Origin of the sequence: Thermohalobaculum sediminis (genome assembly GCF_023487995.1) — a bacterium.
Taxonomy (GTDB): Bacteria; Pseudomonadota; Alphaproteobacteria; order Rhodobacterales; family Rhodobacteraceae; genus Thermohalobaculum; species Thermohalobaculum sediminis.
Genome location: NZ_JAMFKN010000019.1, coordinates 1 through 12,912 on the forward strand (window position 1 = coordinate 1; position 12,912 = coordinate 12,912).

Consider the following 12,912-nt stretch of genomic DNA (forward strand, 5'->3'; position numbering starts at 1 on the left):
GCCTCCGTCTCGAACCACTTCAATCAGGAACGCAGCCTTTCAAGCCGGCACATCTTCAAGGTCAACAGAACCGCCGCTCTCGAGGAGTGGCGTCAGCTCAGCGCGACCTGATATCCGGCGCTCGCCGGCAAACTGAGACTAGTTCGCATTCGTCTGACACCATCTTCCAGTGACAAGCGCCGCCGCGCTTAAACTGGTCGAGGTCGCCCGCGCCGAACTTGGCGGTCGTCAGGTCCTGCAGTCTGGATGTCAGCCCGGTTGCGATGGAGGTCTCGAAGTTGACGAGGCTCATGCGTCAAATCACTGAACTCGCCGTCGAGGGTTCGCGACGCCCTCCGCAGCCTTGGCATCACGCCCTGCATTCCTGGACGCACGAGTCGCAAGCGCGCGATGGATTACGACGCCGTCCGCTACAAGCAACGCAACCGCATCGAGCGCATGTTCGGCAGGCTCAAGGACTGGCAGCGCAACACCATGCGCTATTACCGATGCGTCCACAGCTTCATGAGCGCAATCAGCATCGCCGAAACCGTCATCTTCTGGTTACGAGTCCTGAGCCTAGCTTTAGCCTCTCGGCGCCTTTCACGAACAAGCGACAGGCGACACAGAACACCATCGCTGCCAATATCAACTGCTAGAGTTCCAAGCCAAGAGTTCTCCCGTCCGGATGCGTTAGGTGCGTGATCGGCCAAACAATTTATTAATGGAGCATTGCACCACAGTTTTTGGCAAGGCTCATTTCTGTTTTGCGTCCAAGCTAGATTGCGACAGAATACTCCCCGTGCTGAAGACATGTAGTTTTACACCCGTCGAAATCCGCAAGCACGGGTAAAAATTAATAGTGTTCGACGCACAACGTTCAGATCATTCGGGGTAGGCTGATTTCAGTCCCCGCCACCTTCAACACTTGCGACAACCATGCGCGTGGCCCCGATACCGATTGCGATCTCGATACCGGTCGCGGCGCTCATTCTTCCGAATCTGACCGACGATTGCGCCGGTCGCCGCCCCCACAGCTGCGCCGGTCGCGGCGCCCCTGCCCCCACCGACGATCGCTCCGAAGAGCGCGCCCGCCCCTGCTCCGCGCAGCGAGTTCCGGGCGACAGGGCCAGCATCGGCCACGGTGATAGGAGCGGCAGCGTAGAACATGGCGGCCAGAGCGAGCGAGATCGCGCCCAGCTTGACGATGTTAAGCGAGATCATTCGACTTTCTCCCCGTTGCTCCACGTCTCGGTCGACTGCTTGCCCTCGGCACTGGTCACCAGCACGAGGCCATCCGGCTTGCCGTCGACGAAACGGCCCTGGTAGGTGGCGCCATCCGGCGCGACATATGTGCCGTGACCGTTGGGCTTTCCGCCGGCGAACGCGCCGACATAGTCACCGCTCTCGACACCAAGAAAGCTGCCATAACCGGCGGGTTCACCATCGCGGAACTCGCCGAAGTAAAAGTTGTCATCCGGCATCAGGAGGATGCCATGACCATCGCGCTTGCCGTCGAGAACCTCGCCGAAATACGTCTCGCCCTCCTTGGTCTCGTAATAGGCGAATGCGGTCCCGACGGTCTTGCCGTCCTTGATCTCGCCCCTGACCATAGAGCCATCCGGTGCGGACAAGGTTCCGCGACCATGCGAGATGCCCTCGATCAACTCTCCGCGGAACCGGAAGCCGTTGGAGCCAACGAGCGTTCCTTCACCGGTCGGCTTGCCCTCGACGAAGGCACCTGAATATCGGGAATATCCGCCGATATCATCACGAAACAGGACGGTGGCGTCACCGTTAAGCTTCCCGCCGCGCATCTCGCCCAGAACCCGGTAGGCGAGCCCGTCGTCGTCGTGCCAGACCGCCACACCAACGCCCGACGCCTTACCGTCGACGCAGGCCCCCTGCCACGAGACCGTCTCCCCGGGAGCGGACGCGTCGCTGGACCAGAGCGCACATCCGCTTGCGGGATCCTCAAGCCAGGTCTCCGACGCGGCAAACTCAGGCACACCGGCCCCGCAGATGACAACTGCAAGCCACTTCACTACAAGTCTTCGCATTTCCGATCCTTTCCCGCCCGCGAATGCTGTGCTCCAAGCGCGCCGTTGCTGCGTCGAGGAGGCATTATAAGAACAGCACTCCGACTGGCTTATTCCATCGCTGCGTTAGCGGACTATAAGCGGCTTCGAGGAATTAGCATGCCGAGAAGGCTCTGTCAGAGCAACCCTACTTGAAGCTAGCAAGCAGGCACTCTACCCTCGCGGCATGAGCAAACTCAGTCCATTCCGCTTGTCAATGACGGTCGGAAATCCCGCCAGGATGGCGGCGGAAAATCCGGCCACTCCGATTTGAGAGCGGAGGGTTGCCATTGGCGAGCGCCTTGGCGGGTTCTGTCAGGGCAATCCCTCTTGAGGCGGGATGACGGCCTCCCTACCCTCTCCGAATGAGCAAACCGAACCCTTTCCGCTGCTTTAAAACCAGTCCCGAGATCATCCGCCTGGCGGTGATGCTCTACACTCGGTTTCCGCTTTCGCTGCGGAACGTAGAGGACCTGCTGCATGAGCGCGGCGTCAACGTGAGCCACGAGACAATCCGTTTCTGGTGGCATCGGTTCGGACCGATCTTCGCGACCGAGATCCGGCGCAAGCGCATCGACAAGTTGCGCACCTTCTCGAACTGGCGATGGCACGTCGACGAGGTGTTCGTAAAGATCAACGGCGAGCGCCACTACCTGTGGCGGGCCGTCGATCACGAAGGCGAGGTGCTCGAGGCCGTCGTCACGAAACGCCGGAACAAGCGCGCCGCACTGAAATTCCTCCGGAAACTGATGCGCAGATACGGTCGGCCGCTGGAGATTGTCACCGATCGTCTTCCCTCGTACCGCGCGGCACTACGTGAGCTCGGTGGGTCGGATCTGCAGTCCACGGGGCGCTGGTCGAACAATCGCGCCGAGAACTCGCATCTTCGACTGCGACGACGAGAGCGCGCGATGCTCCGCTTCCGGCGGATGCGAAGTCTGCAGACCTTCGCCGCCGTCCATTCTTCCGTCCACAACCACTTCAACCAGGAACGCAGCCTCTCCAGCAGGAACATCTTCAAGCTCCAGAGAACCGCCGCCCTCGATGAATGGCGGCAGCTCTGTGCCGCCTAGGTTCCTGCGGTTGCGGGCAAACTGAAACTGGTTCGCATTAGTCTGCCAGCACCCGAGTTCGCATTCATCTGGCAGCACCCGCTCAGCGACCCGGCTTTTCGCGGAGTCCGATCAATCCAGATCGCCGGTCCCGACGAACTGTTCCAACTTCTCGACATAACGCGCTGCGTCTAAGCCCTGCTCTTTTACCCAGGCGTGATTGTAGTAGGTGTCGAGATAGCGGTCTCCCGGATCGCAGATCATCGTGACGATGCTTCCTGACTGGCCGTGGCAGATCATCTCGGCCGCGATTTGGATGCTTCCGAACAGATTGGTGCCGGTCGAACCGCCGCATTTGCGGCCGATTATGGATTCCAGCCACCAAAGCGTGCCGACGCTCGCGGCGTCCTGCACTCGTATCATCCTGTCGATCACTCCGGTCATGAATGACGGTTCAACGCGGGGACGGCCGATTCCTTCGATGCGCGAGCCGCGGGTTGCCGTAAGACTGGCGTCTCCGGTTCTGAAGAAATCGAAGAACACCGAGTTCTCCGGATCAACGACGCAGAGGTGGGTGGATGCGAAGAGGCCCGGCCGGTAGCGCATGTAGCGACCGATGGTCGAAGACGTGCCCCCGGTGCCGGCGCTCACCACGATCCATCTGGGAACGGGAAAGCGCTCCCGCTCCATCTGCGTGAAAATGCTCTCGGCTATGTTATTGTTGCCACGCCAGTCGGTAGCGCGTTCAGCGTAGGTGAATTGGTCGACATAGTGCCCACCGAGACGATCGCGCAGCTGTGCTGCCGTCTCGTAGATGTCGCGTGCAGCGACCCGTTTGCATTCGCCACCCTGGAACTCGATCTGCGAAATCTTGCGGCTGGCGGTTGTGTCCGGCACCACAGCGATAAAGGGCAGGCCGAGGAGTCGTGCGAAGTAGGCCTCGGAGATCGCCGTACTGCCCGACGAGGCCTCGATGATCGGCGTGTCCCGAGTAATCCATCCGTTGCAGAGCCCGTAAAGAAACAGCGACCTCGCGAGCCGGTGTTTCAGGCTGCCCGACGGGTGAGTAGACTCGTCCTTGAGGTAGAGATCGACGGCTTCGAGGCAGGGCAACTCCAGCTTGATTAAGTGGGTGTCGGCCGATCGGTTGAAATCTGCCTCAACCTTGTTGATCGCCTCGCAAATCCAGTCGCGGTCAAGGGCGCTGATCGAGCGGTCGAGGAGCATTGCTTGCTTTGCGTCGTCCATGAACGCTCTCCAGGGACTTGTAAGGGCACTGTCAAATTAGCCGGCGAGGGCCATCTTTCCCCTCCCTCGCTTTTGCGAGAGGGCCATAAAATGCCGAGCTGTAAAGCAAAAAGCTTTCCAGAACGCCGCCAGCCAACCTTTCCAAGCCAGCGTCAGGCTATCAGATCAGTTTAATCTGACAATGCCCCGAACGTTTTACCGCAGATCTCGCCCCCGTCCTCGCCGAAATCGGCGCCACCGGCCACACCTCGCTCCGCGCCATCGCGGCAGAGCTCAATGTGCGGGGCCATGCTCAAATCAGCGGAAGATCTGCATACTAACCGAGTGATTAACAGTTATCGTTCAAACAAAAACGATGCTTGTACGGATAACCCTAGAACGTCGTTCAAAAATAGAATCCGCCTATTAAATAAATCGCGCCAGCTGTAATCAATAAAACGGAAAATTTTAAATGTATAAATGCCAGTGGATAAAATATATAAATAAAATTGCAGCCGATCTCGGCCAAGAAAATCTATTCTAATTTGTAAAGTTTGAACATGGGTCTGGAAGAGAGAAGGGGCTCGAAGTGGGCAAAATGACACAAGCTATGGGCAAGCTGCTGTTGAGCGCTGTTGCGCTTGCATTTTTGATGGTACCGGCCGCGGCCCAGCAAACGGGCGGCGATTCCGTCGAAGAAGTGGCGAGAAAATTGAACGACCCCAACGCCGCGCTATCCGCGGTGCAGTTCAAGTTCCGGTATTTCGAGTACGAGGGCGACCTGCCGGGGGCGAACGACCAGAACAGCTTCGACATCGAATTTCAGCCGATCATGCCGTTCGACCCATTTTCGTTCTCGACTGATGAAGTCACTTACAAGATGATCTTGCGTCCAGCCATAATCGCGAAGTTCAATCAGCCCACGTTCGACGCGTCGACATTAGACTGGGATAACGCCGACTTCGGTTTGGCAGACATCGCCTTCGATTTCGACTTCGCTGCGAGCTACAAAACCGGCTTCGTTTGGGCGTTCGGTGCTAACGGCACGTTGCCCTCGGGAACCAATAGCGATCTGACGGCGGGGCGCTGGGGCATCGGCCCTGAATTGGTGCTCGGACATGTCGGCAAGAGTGTGACGATTGCGAGCCTGCTCGCGCATCAGTTCGATGTCGGCGGCTGGAAAGGCGAGTCGACCGACATCACCCAGATCAACCCGATCTTCGCATACCTGCCCGGCGGCGGCTGGTCCCTCAACAGCAGCAGCGTCTTGCTCTACAACCACAACACTGACGACTGGACCATTCCCCTGAACGCCGGCGTCTTCAAGACGGTGATGATCGGCGGTATCCCGGTGAAGCTCGGGGCGGAGTTCAACTATTTCGTCAAGCAGCCCGACGCCTTCGGACCCGACTGGCAGGTATCGTTCAACATCACGCCTGTTCTCGCGAACCCGTTCGCCAGCTGGATCACTTGGTGAAGGCAGGGTCCCCCACGACCTGCCTAACGAGGACGGAATCAAGAAGCAGCTCCCTCGAAAGTCGATCGAGGTTATGAATAAAGAATGGGAAGTACTTCATCTTCCCTATAAAAACCAAAGATGGCCTTTGAAACAGGCCGGAAGGATGTAGCGATGCGGAAGACTCTGATGACGGTAATAGCGGCAGTTGTTCTGCCGTTGGGAATGCCACTTCCGGTTCTGGCTCAGGACTATGATCTCGTCATAAGCAATGGGCGCGTGATGGACCCGGAGACTCTTCTCGACGCCACGATGAACGTCGGGATCAAGGATGGCCGGATTGTCACCATCAGCAAGGATGAACTCAAGGGCTCCGAGACAATCGATGCCTCCGGACTCGTTGTCGCCCCCGGCTTCATCGACACGCATTTCCATTCGGTCGATCTCTTCGGCATGAAGGTCGCGGCGCGCAACGGCGTCACCACCCCGATCGACATGGAGGGTGGGGTCTGGAACGTCGATGCATACTACGCCGCCAAGGAAGGCAAGTGGCCGCTGAACTACGGGGCCACGGTCAGCCACGAACGGGCGCGCCAGATCGTTCTGGACGGCATGACCTTCGACGGACCAACGGACGCGCTCACGATGTTCCAGGATCGCGCCAAGTCGCTCGACGGCGACAACGTGGCCGGCTGGTCCACTGTGCGGCCAAACCTCGATCAGATGAACGAGATTTCGCGGCTGATGGACGAGCAGATGCGCCAGGGCGCGATCGGCGCGTCCTCGCTGGTCGGCTACGCGCGGAGCGGGGTCACCACCTACGAGCTTTATGAGTTCCAGCGCGTCGCCGCGCGCTATGGTCGCGTGGCCGCCGCCCACCAGCGATTCCACGGCAATGTGGGGAACCCGCAAGCTGCCCTCGGCTTCGACGAGATGTTCGCGAACGCCGTCGTGCTCGATGCGCCGCTGATGATGTGCCACGACAACGATCAGGACTGGTGGGAGATCGAGGAAAAGCTCGCCATTGCCCGCAGCAAGGGCATGAACATGTGGTCCGAGTATTACCCTTACGCGGCGGCGTCGAGCAATGTCGGTGCCGAGTATCTCGCCCCCGAGATCTTTGAAGACAACATGGGCTACAGCTACAAGGATCAGATCTATGATCCGAGCCAGGACAAGTATCTCTCCAAGGAAGAGGTCCTTCAACTGCGCAAGGACGATCCGGGCCGCACCATCGTCATCCAGCTGCCGCCGCGCCAGAAGTGGCTGCCCTACTGGCTGCGGATGCCGCACATGACCGTGGCGTCCGACGCCATGTGGATGGACGGGGGCCGCGATGCCGACTTCCCCTTCGAGGAGTTCAAGGGCCACCCGCGCACCGCGGGAAGCCATGCCGCCGTGCTGCGGATGGGACGCGAGAACGGCGTGCCGCTGATGTTCACCCTGTCGCAGCTGAGCTACTGGAGCGCGAAGCATCTCGGCGACACCGGCCTCGAGGCGATGCGGGAACGCGGCCGGATGCAGGAAGGCATGGTTGCGGACATCACCATCTTCGATCCTGAAACCGTGACCGACAATTCCACCTTCAAGGAGGGCGAGAACGGCCTGCCGTCCACCGGCATCCCGTTCGTGCTGGTCAGCGGCGTGCCCGTGGTGCGCGATTCGGTGTTCCAGAAGGACGTGTTCCCCGGCCAGCCGATCCGTTTCCCCGTCGAGGACAAAGGGCGCTTCGAGCCGATCTCGCCGGAGAAGTTCGTCGGGATTTTCGCAATCGACGTTCCGACCCTGCATATCGAGGACGCTTCCGTCGATGAGGCGACGCATGAGCGCTACGGGAGCAAGAAGAAGGGCGGCACCGATTAACCGGCGGATACCGGGTGCCGCGACGGTCGTCGCGGCACTTGTGCCCGGACCGCGGCGGGGGAGACACGGGCATTCGGCGACATCGAGCGGCTGGTCGAGTTTGACCTAACGTCGATGCCAGCCCGGGATGCAGAGCCATCCTGCCATCGGTCCCAGCTTCGACGCGGTCAGGAACCCTGCCAGGCTCGGCCGATCACCGTTGCGGCCGAGGCCGCCGATATGGGTCGGCAGGAAGCATGTCGCAGCCCGTGTCAATCTTGACCCAGGTCATGGCCATAAGGATAATTCGCATTCACAATCTTGCGATAGTCGGAACGGAGGATGGACCGCGACATGAACGGTGTCGACGGCCGACATTCAAGTGTATCGCCGGCACGTCGCGTGGACGCGTGGAGCAGTCGCCACCTCGCGGACTACGGCGTCGTTGCGCCGATGATCCCCGTCCGTGAAGAAAGCGTAATCCAGACAAAGCCCGGTGCAAGCAAATCCGATGTGAGCATTGTCCAGACGGATGACGTCTCGGCTGTGCGGGTCAGGCACGACATCCAGTCGGTTGGCGTCACCGTCCTGAGGCCGGGGCGAATAGCTCTGATTCTATTCAAACCGTCGTCGAACAACTGCCGCATCAATGGTGCAGAGGCTTCAGTGTCCACCCTTTATCTTCCATTCAAGGGAGAAAGCTTTCACATCGTTGGGGCGAGCCGCGACGTGATTGGTGTAGTCCTACACAGAAGAAAGTTCGCCAAAACACTCGCTGCCCTGCAGGGTATCGGTGTTGAGGATCTGGCGCTGCCAGAACTCATGCTGCAGTTGAACGCCGACGTGTCGAGCGGCACTCGCAAGCGACTGAACGCCATTTTCGATCTGCAGTGCAAGGAAAACGCAGAGGCAGGCGGTTTACTCGACGCCGAGCACTTCGACCGGATGGTCTTCGGCCTCCTTGCCGACACTCTTATGTCCGGGCTCTCGAAGCTGTACGAGCGCGCGCCACCGCCCAGCCGGCCGAATGCGATCGTCCGAAAGGCGGAAGAGCGCTTCATGGCGGCCGATGGGACCCCGGTTTCGCTTGCCGATCTTTGCCTTGCCGCCGGGGTCGGGAAGTCGGTTCTCTACGAGGCCTTCCACGCCATCTGTGGCGAGCCGCCGCTCAGCTATTTTTACAAGCGTCGGCTGAACTCGGCAAGAAGCGCCCTGCTGTCCAGTCCGCACGTGCGGGGCGCGGTGACGAGGGCCGCCATGGACTCCGGTTTCACCGAGCTGGGGCGCTTTTCTGTCGAGTATCGCGCGCTCTTCGGCGAGTTGCCCTCGGTGACGTTGAGAAGCTCCTCCGCCGAGTGACCCACAGGGCGAGTTCTTGGCAGCTCGGTGCCCGAAAGTTAACCGACCCGACTGAAGCGCCGGAGAACGCGTCTGCCGGCGCCGTCCCGCATCCCGGCGCCGGACGCGGATTGGCGCCAATCGGTCCCTTGTCGGGCGCGCCAGGGAGCGCGGTCGGAACGGACGGATCCGGAAGATTCGCATAGTCCGAACGTTCGTGCACCGTCACGATTGGGTCTCGGCTTGACGGTGAAAGCACGGTTTGCGGGTGGCGAGCGGTCTTCGAGCCGCCTCGGAAGCGGGGGAACAGGGGGTGACCGCGAACCGGACCAGAAGGCAAGCGAGCCCGCGGCCACGTCACGCGGCAGCCCGAAGTCGCGGCGGGTACCCTGCCTCGCGGCCGACAGCGACGACGAGTTGCGCGACAAACCGGCGAACGCCGTTTCTGGTGTCGGCTCGGATAAGGGGCGGTCCGGGTGGTTCCTCGATCCACCGCGTTGAGACGGACGCATCCGTCATCTCCCCAAGCGACCTGATCCGTCGTGGAAAGCCAAAGCGGAAATGCAAGACTTGCTTACTCGATCCCTCTCTTTAGTTGTAATGGCGGCCGTGCTGCCGTCGCTCGCAGCTTGCGTCGATACGCTCGGCCCGCAGATCATTCGCGCGTCGCAGGTCGACTATAACAAGAGCGTGCAGGAGGTGGTGAGCGAGGAGTTGCTTCTCAACATCGTCCGCCGACGCTATCTGGAACCGCCCCAGTTCGTCACGATCGGCAGCATCACGACCCAGGTAAGCAACTCGGGCTCCGTCAGCGTGGGAGCATCGGGAGAGTTCCCGGGTGGCGGCGCCCCGAACGTTGCGACGGCCAGCGGGAATGCAGGCTACACCTTCAGCGACACGCCGACGATCTCGATCATGCCTCGGGCTGACGAGGAGGTGACGACACAACTCACCCAGCGGATCTTCTACGACACGCCCGCGCTCCTTGCGAATGTGGGCTACCCGCCTGACATCATCTTCGCGGTGACGGTTGCCGCCATGGGCAACGTGCAGGGCCCAGAGTTCGGCATCGGGCGCAACTTCCGGCCGGGGAGCCCCGAGTTCGTCGAGATGATCCGTCTCGTTGGCGATCTCTACAATCGTGGCAAGCTTCGCTACGGAAGCGTGATGATCAACGATCCCTACTCCGACATCACCTACACGAAGCGCGACATTACGCCAGAAATCCAGATGACAGCCGTCGGCCTCGGAACGGGCAAGGGACGGTTCAGATCCTTCGATGGCGGGAAGACTTACTATTTCACGGACCAGAATTACTACACGGGGCTCTGGATCGACGAGGACGCACGTGACACGCCGGAGGGGCGGCGGCTGCTCCAGCTTCTCAACCTGACCCGGAGTCCTCTCTACCGGTTCTGGAAGGTCGAAAACAAGAAGGTGCCGACCGGTGCCGACTTCTCCTCTCTCCAGTCGACCGACCCGCAGCGGGAATATCTCTCCCTGCTGCCGCACTCGTTCTATTCGGTTCTGAATTTTCTTGCCTTCTTCGTCGAGGTTCCCGAAGAGCACGAGCGCGAAGGACGGGCCTTCTCGACCGATCCCTATGATCAGGCGATCCGCCAGGGGACGGCCGTCGATCTTTACCCATTTCTCACCATCCGCTCGAGCCGCGAGCGTCCCGCGGACGCCTACGTCGCGATCCGTCATCGCGACACATGGTTCTACATCGACGACCGCGACCAGGATTCGAAGCGCTTCTTCAACGCCGTCTACGACCTCTTCAACCTCGTGATCGCGCCGTCCGGCGGCAGCGCCGGGCCGGTGCTGACGCTGCCGCTCCAGTGAAGGGCTTGGGGGTAAATCGTGTCCGCCGCGGAAACCCGCGTGCCCGCTGCCGCCCGGCCGTACACCCAAAGGGATAATGGACCATGTTTCGATCCGTCGAATGGCGAAGGACTGCACGCTGCACGCTGCTCGCGCTCGCGATCGGCGCCGGCCTGCTGCCCTGGCCGGCGCTGGCCGGGGAGACGTCTGCCCCGCCGCGCACGCTCTTCACCAACGTCCACGTCTTCGATGGCGTGAACGAGAAGCGGATCGAGACCGCAAGCGTCTTGGTCGAAGGCAACCTCATCAAGGCGGTCTCGACCGATACGATCGACGCCTCGGGCGCAACCGTCATCGATGGCGGCGCACGGACGTTGATGCCAGGCCTGACAGACGCGCACTGGCACATCATGTATGCAGGGCTTGATAGCCTTGACCAGATTCGCACGTTCGAAGCCGATTATCTGCATGCCCGCGCACTGGATGAGGCAGAAAAGACGCTGCTGCGCGGTTTCACAACCGTGCGCGACATGGGCGGTGGCGGCTTTGGCATCAAGCGCGCCATCGATGAAGGCCTCTACCCTGGTCCCCGGACGTTGCTGAGTGGCACACATATTGGCATCGATGGCGGCCATGCCGACTACACCGAGAGTTGGCATGGCCCTCGACGATTTGGCGCGCCGATGGACCGTTTCGAACAGATGGAAGTTTTCCGAAAGGTTGCAGGCGTGGACGACATGCTGGCTGCGGTCCGCTTCAACATGAAGCGTGGAGCTAGCCAGGTGAAGTTGCTCATGGGCGGCGGTGTCGCCAGCACGTACGATCCACTCGACGTGAACGAGTTGACCTACGAGGAGGTCAAGGCCGCGGTCGACGTCGCCAATAACTGGGGGACCTACGTTGCGGTGCACATCTACACATCCGAAGGGGTGGAGAAGGCGATCAAGGCCGGTGTGAAAAGCATCGAACATGGCCATCTGATTACCGAGGATATCGCCAGGGAAATGGCTGAAAAGGGGATCTGGCTCGACATACAGCCTTTCCTTGCTGACAATCCGGCTGCAAAGGCCCTGCCGCCCGCGAACTACGAAAAATACTTGGAAGTGGCCGAAGGGTTCCAGAACGCCATGGACTATTCCAAGAAATATGGTGTCAAGGTCGCCTTCGGCTCTGATCTGTCCTTTGCGCCGAAGCTGAACGGCACTCAGGCCAGCGGCTTAGCAACCTTTGGAAAATGGTTCAGTAACTTCGAACTTCTAAAGATGATCACGTCGCAGAACGCCGAACTCTTCGCCTTGGCGGGCGAGCGCCATCCCTACAAGGAAGGGCCATTGGGCGTGATCAAAGAGGGTGCCTACGCCGACATCCTGTTGATCGACGGCAATCCGCTAGAGGACGTGAGCATCCTTGGCGACAATGGCAGGAACATTCCGCTGATCATGAAAAACGGCATGATCTACAAGAACACCTTGCAATAGCAGTGGTTGACGGGATGTCACAGATCTTCGATGGATTAGTTGGCCCTACCTGCGAGACCGAGGCAACTGCTTCCGATCCCGATCGATTGTGGCCACCGCAGGGGTCGAGGGGGTCGTCGCCGTCCTGCCTTGGCCGCTATCCGCTCGGGCCAACAATGCCCCCACCCTCATACACATCCTGGCAATCTTCGGCGGTCGTCCGCCTGATCTCTTGGAGGGTTTTGACAGACTGATCGAGAATGGCATGACCTTGGCTGTTGGCCCAGATCTCTCGGTGGAAGGCGCCGAGTTGTTCGGTGCCAAACTGTTCAAATTCGAATCCATTACTAGGGAGACTGACCATGTTCCTTAAGAAGTACATCGCTGCATGTGGCCTGTGCGTCGCTGCCCTCTTGGCCTTCGGGTCCGCAACCGCGGAAGAGAGTGGTGTGAAGGTAGGCGTTCTGTCCTGCGAATTGACCGACAAGTCCAACGCCATCGTCTATACGAACGAGAAGTTCGAATGCATCTATAACCCGAACAGCGGCGGCAACGAGCGCTATGCCGGGAAGATCACGCGCATCGGTATCGATCTTGAGTTCAAGCCGAACCAGCAGCTCGTTTGGGCCGTCATCGCGCCGACGACCGACCTGAAGGGC

Annotated in this window: 11 protein-coding genes and 2 pseudogenes; 9 read left to right on the forward strand and 4 right to left on the reverse strand. The window is 60.2% G+C overall.

Annotation, left to right across the window (positions count from 1 at the left end; all coding sequences use genetic code 11):
- Positions 1-111: pseudogene (locus M1105_RS21050) on the forward strand (IS6 family transposase); the annotation flags it as partial.
- Here M1105_RS21050 and M1105_RS19985 read toward each other — a convergent pair.
- A complete protein-coding gene (locus M1105_RS19985; RefSeq protein ID WP_249582145.1) occupies positions 98-292 on the reverse strand; it encodes a hypothetical protein in 195 nt (64 codons plus the stop codon). The pseudogene M1105_RS21050 and the gene M1105_RS19985 sit on opposite strands and share 14 nt — an antisense overlap.
- A gap of 29 nt (positions 293-321) precedes the next feature.
- On the opposite strand from M1105_RS19985, the pseudogene M1105_RS19990 reads away from it, so the two are divergent.
- Positions 322-546: pseudogene (locus tag M1105_RS19990) on the forward strand (transposase); the annotation flags it as partial.
- 354 nt (positions 547-900) lie between these two features.
- Here the strand turns inward: M1105_RS19990 and M1105_RS19995 are convergent.
- Complete coding sequence (locus M1105_RS19995; RefSeq protein WP_249582146.1) at positions 901-1,203, reverse strand: YMGG-like glycine zipper-containing protein; 303 nt, start codon at positions 1,201-1,203, stop codon at positions 901-903.
- Positions 1,200-2,024 (reverse strand): MORN repeat-containing protein, encoded by an 825-nt coding sequence (locus tag M1105_RS20890; protein WP_249582147.1) that lies wholly within the window; start codon positions 2,022-2,024, stop codon positions 1,200-1,202. The genes M1105_RS19995 and M1105_RS20890 overlap by 4 nt, the downstream gene beginning before the upstream one ends.
- A 398-nt stretch (positions 2,025-2,422) precedes the next feature.
- Between M1105_RS20890 and M1105_RS20005 the strand changes: the two genes are divergently transcribed.
- On the forward strand, positions 2,423-3,130 hold the full coding sequence (locus tag M1105_RS20005) for an IS6 family transposase (RefSeq protein WP_249582148.1): 708 nt from the start codon (positions 2,423-2,425) through the stop codon (positions 3,128-3,130).
- A gap of 111 nt (positions 3,131-3,241) precedes the next feature.
- Here M1105_RS20005 and M1105_RS20010 read toward each other — a convergent pair whose 3' ends face one another.
- Positions 3,242-4,357, reverse strand: a complete 1,116-nt coding sequence (locus M1105_RS20010; RefSeq protein WP_249582149.1) for a PLP-dependent cysteine synthase family protein — start codon at positions 4,355-4,357, stop codon at positions 3,242-3,244.
- A gap of 589 nt (positions 4,358-4,946) precedes the next feature.
- On the opposite strand from M1105_RS20010, the gene M1105_RS20015 reads away from it, so the two are divergent.
- The 6 genes from M1105_RS20015 to M1105_RS20040 all read left to right on the forward strand — a co-directional run.
- Positions 4,947-5,813: a hypothetical protein gene (locus M1105_RS20015; protein WP_249582150.1), complete on the forward strand. Its 867-nt coding sequence runs from the start codon at positions 4,947-4,949 to the stop codon at positions 5,811-5,813.
- Between the two features lie 120 nt (positions 5,814-5,933).
- Entirely contained in the window at positions 5,934-7,655 is a 1,722-nt protein-coding gene (locus M1105_RS20020) for an amidohydrolase family protein (protein WP_249582151.1), read from the forward strand.
- Between the two features lie 321 nt (positions 7,656-7,976).
- A complete protein-coding gene (locus tag M1105_RS20895; protein WP_319936812.1) occupies positions 7,977-8,993 on the forward strand; it encodes a helix-turn-helix domain-containing protein in 1,017 nt (338 codons plus the stop codon).
- Between the two features lie 579 nt (positions 8,994-9,572).
- Complete coding sequence (locus tag M1105_RS20030) at positions 9,573-10,817, forward strand: hypothetical protein (protein ID WP_249582152.1); 1,245 nt, start codon at positions 9,573-9,575, stop codon at positions 10,815-10,817.
- Positions 10,818-10,900: 83 nt separating this feature from the next.
- Positions 10,901-12,274, forward strand: a complete 1,374-nt coding sequence (locus tag M1105_RS20035; RefSeq protein WP_249582153.1) for a metal-dependent hydrolase family protein — start codon at positions 10,901-10,903, stop codon at positions 12,272-12,274.
- A gap of 341 nt (positions 12,275-12,615) precedes the next feature.
- Positions 12,616-12,912: DUF992 domain-containing protein (locus tag M1105_RS20040; protein ID WP_249582154.1), on the forward strand; the 297-nt coding region annotated here is incomplete at its 3' end.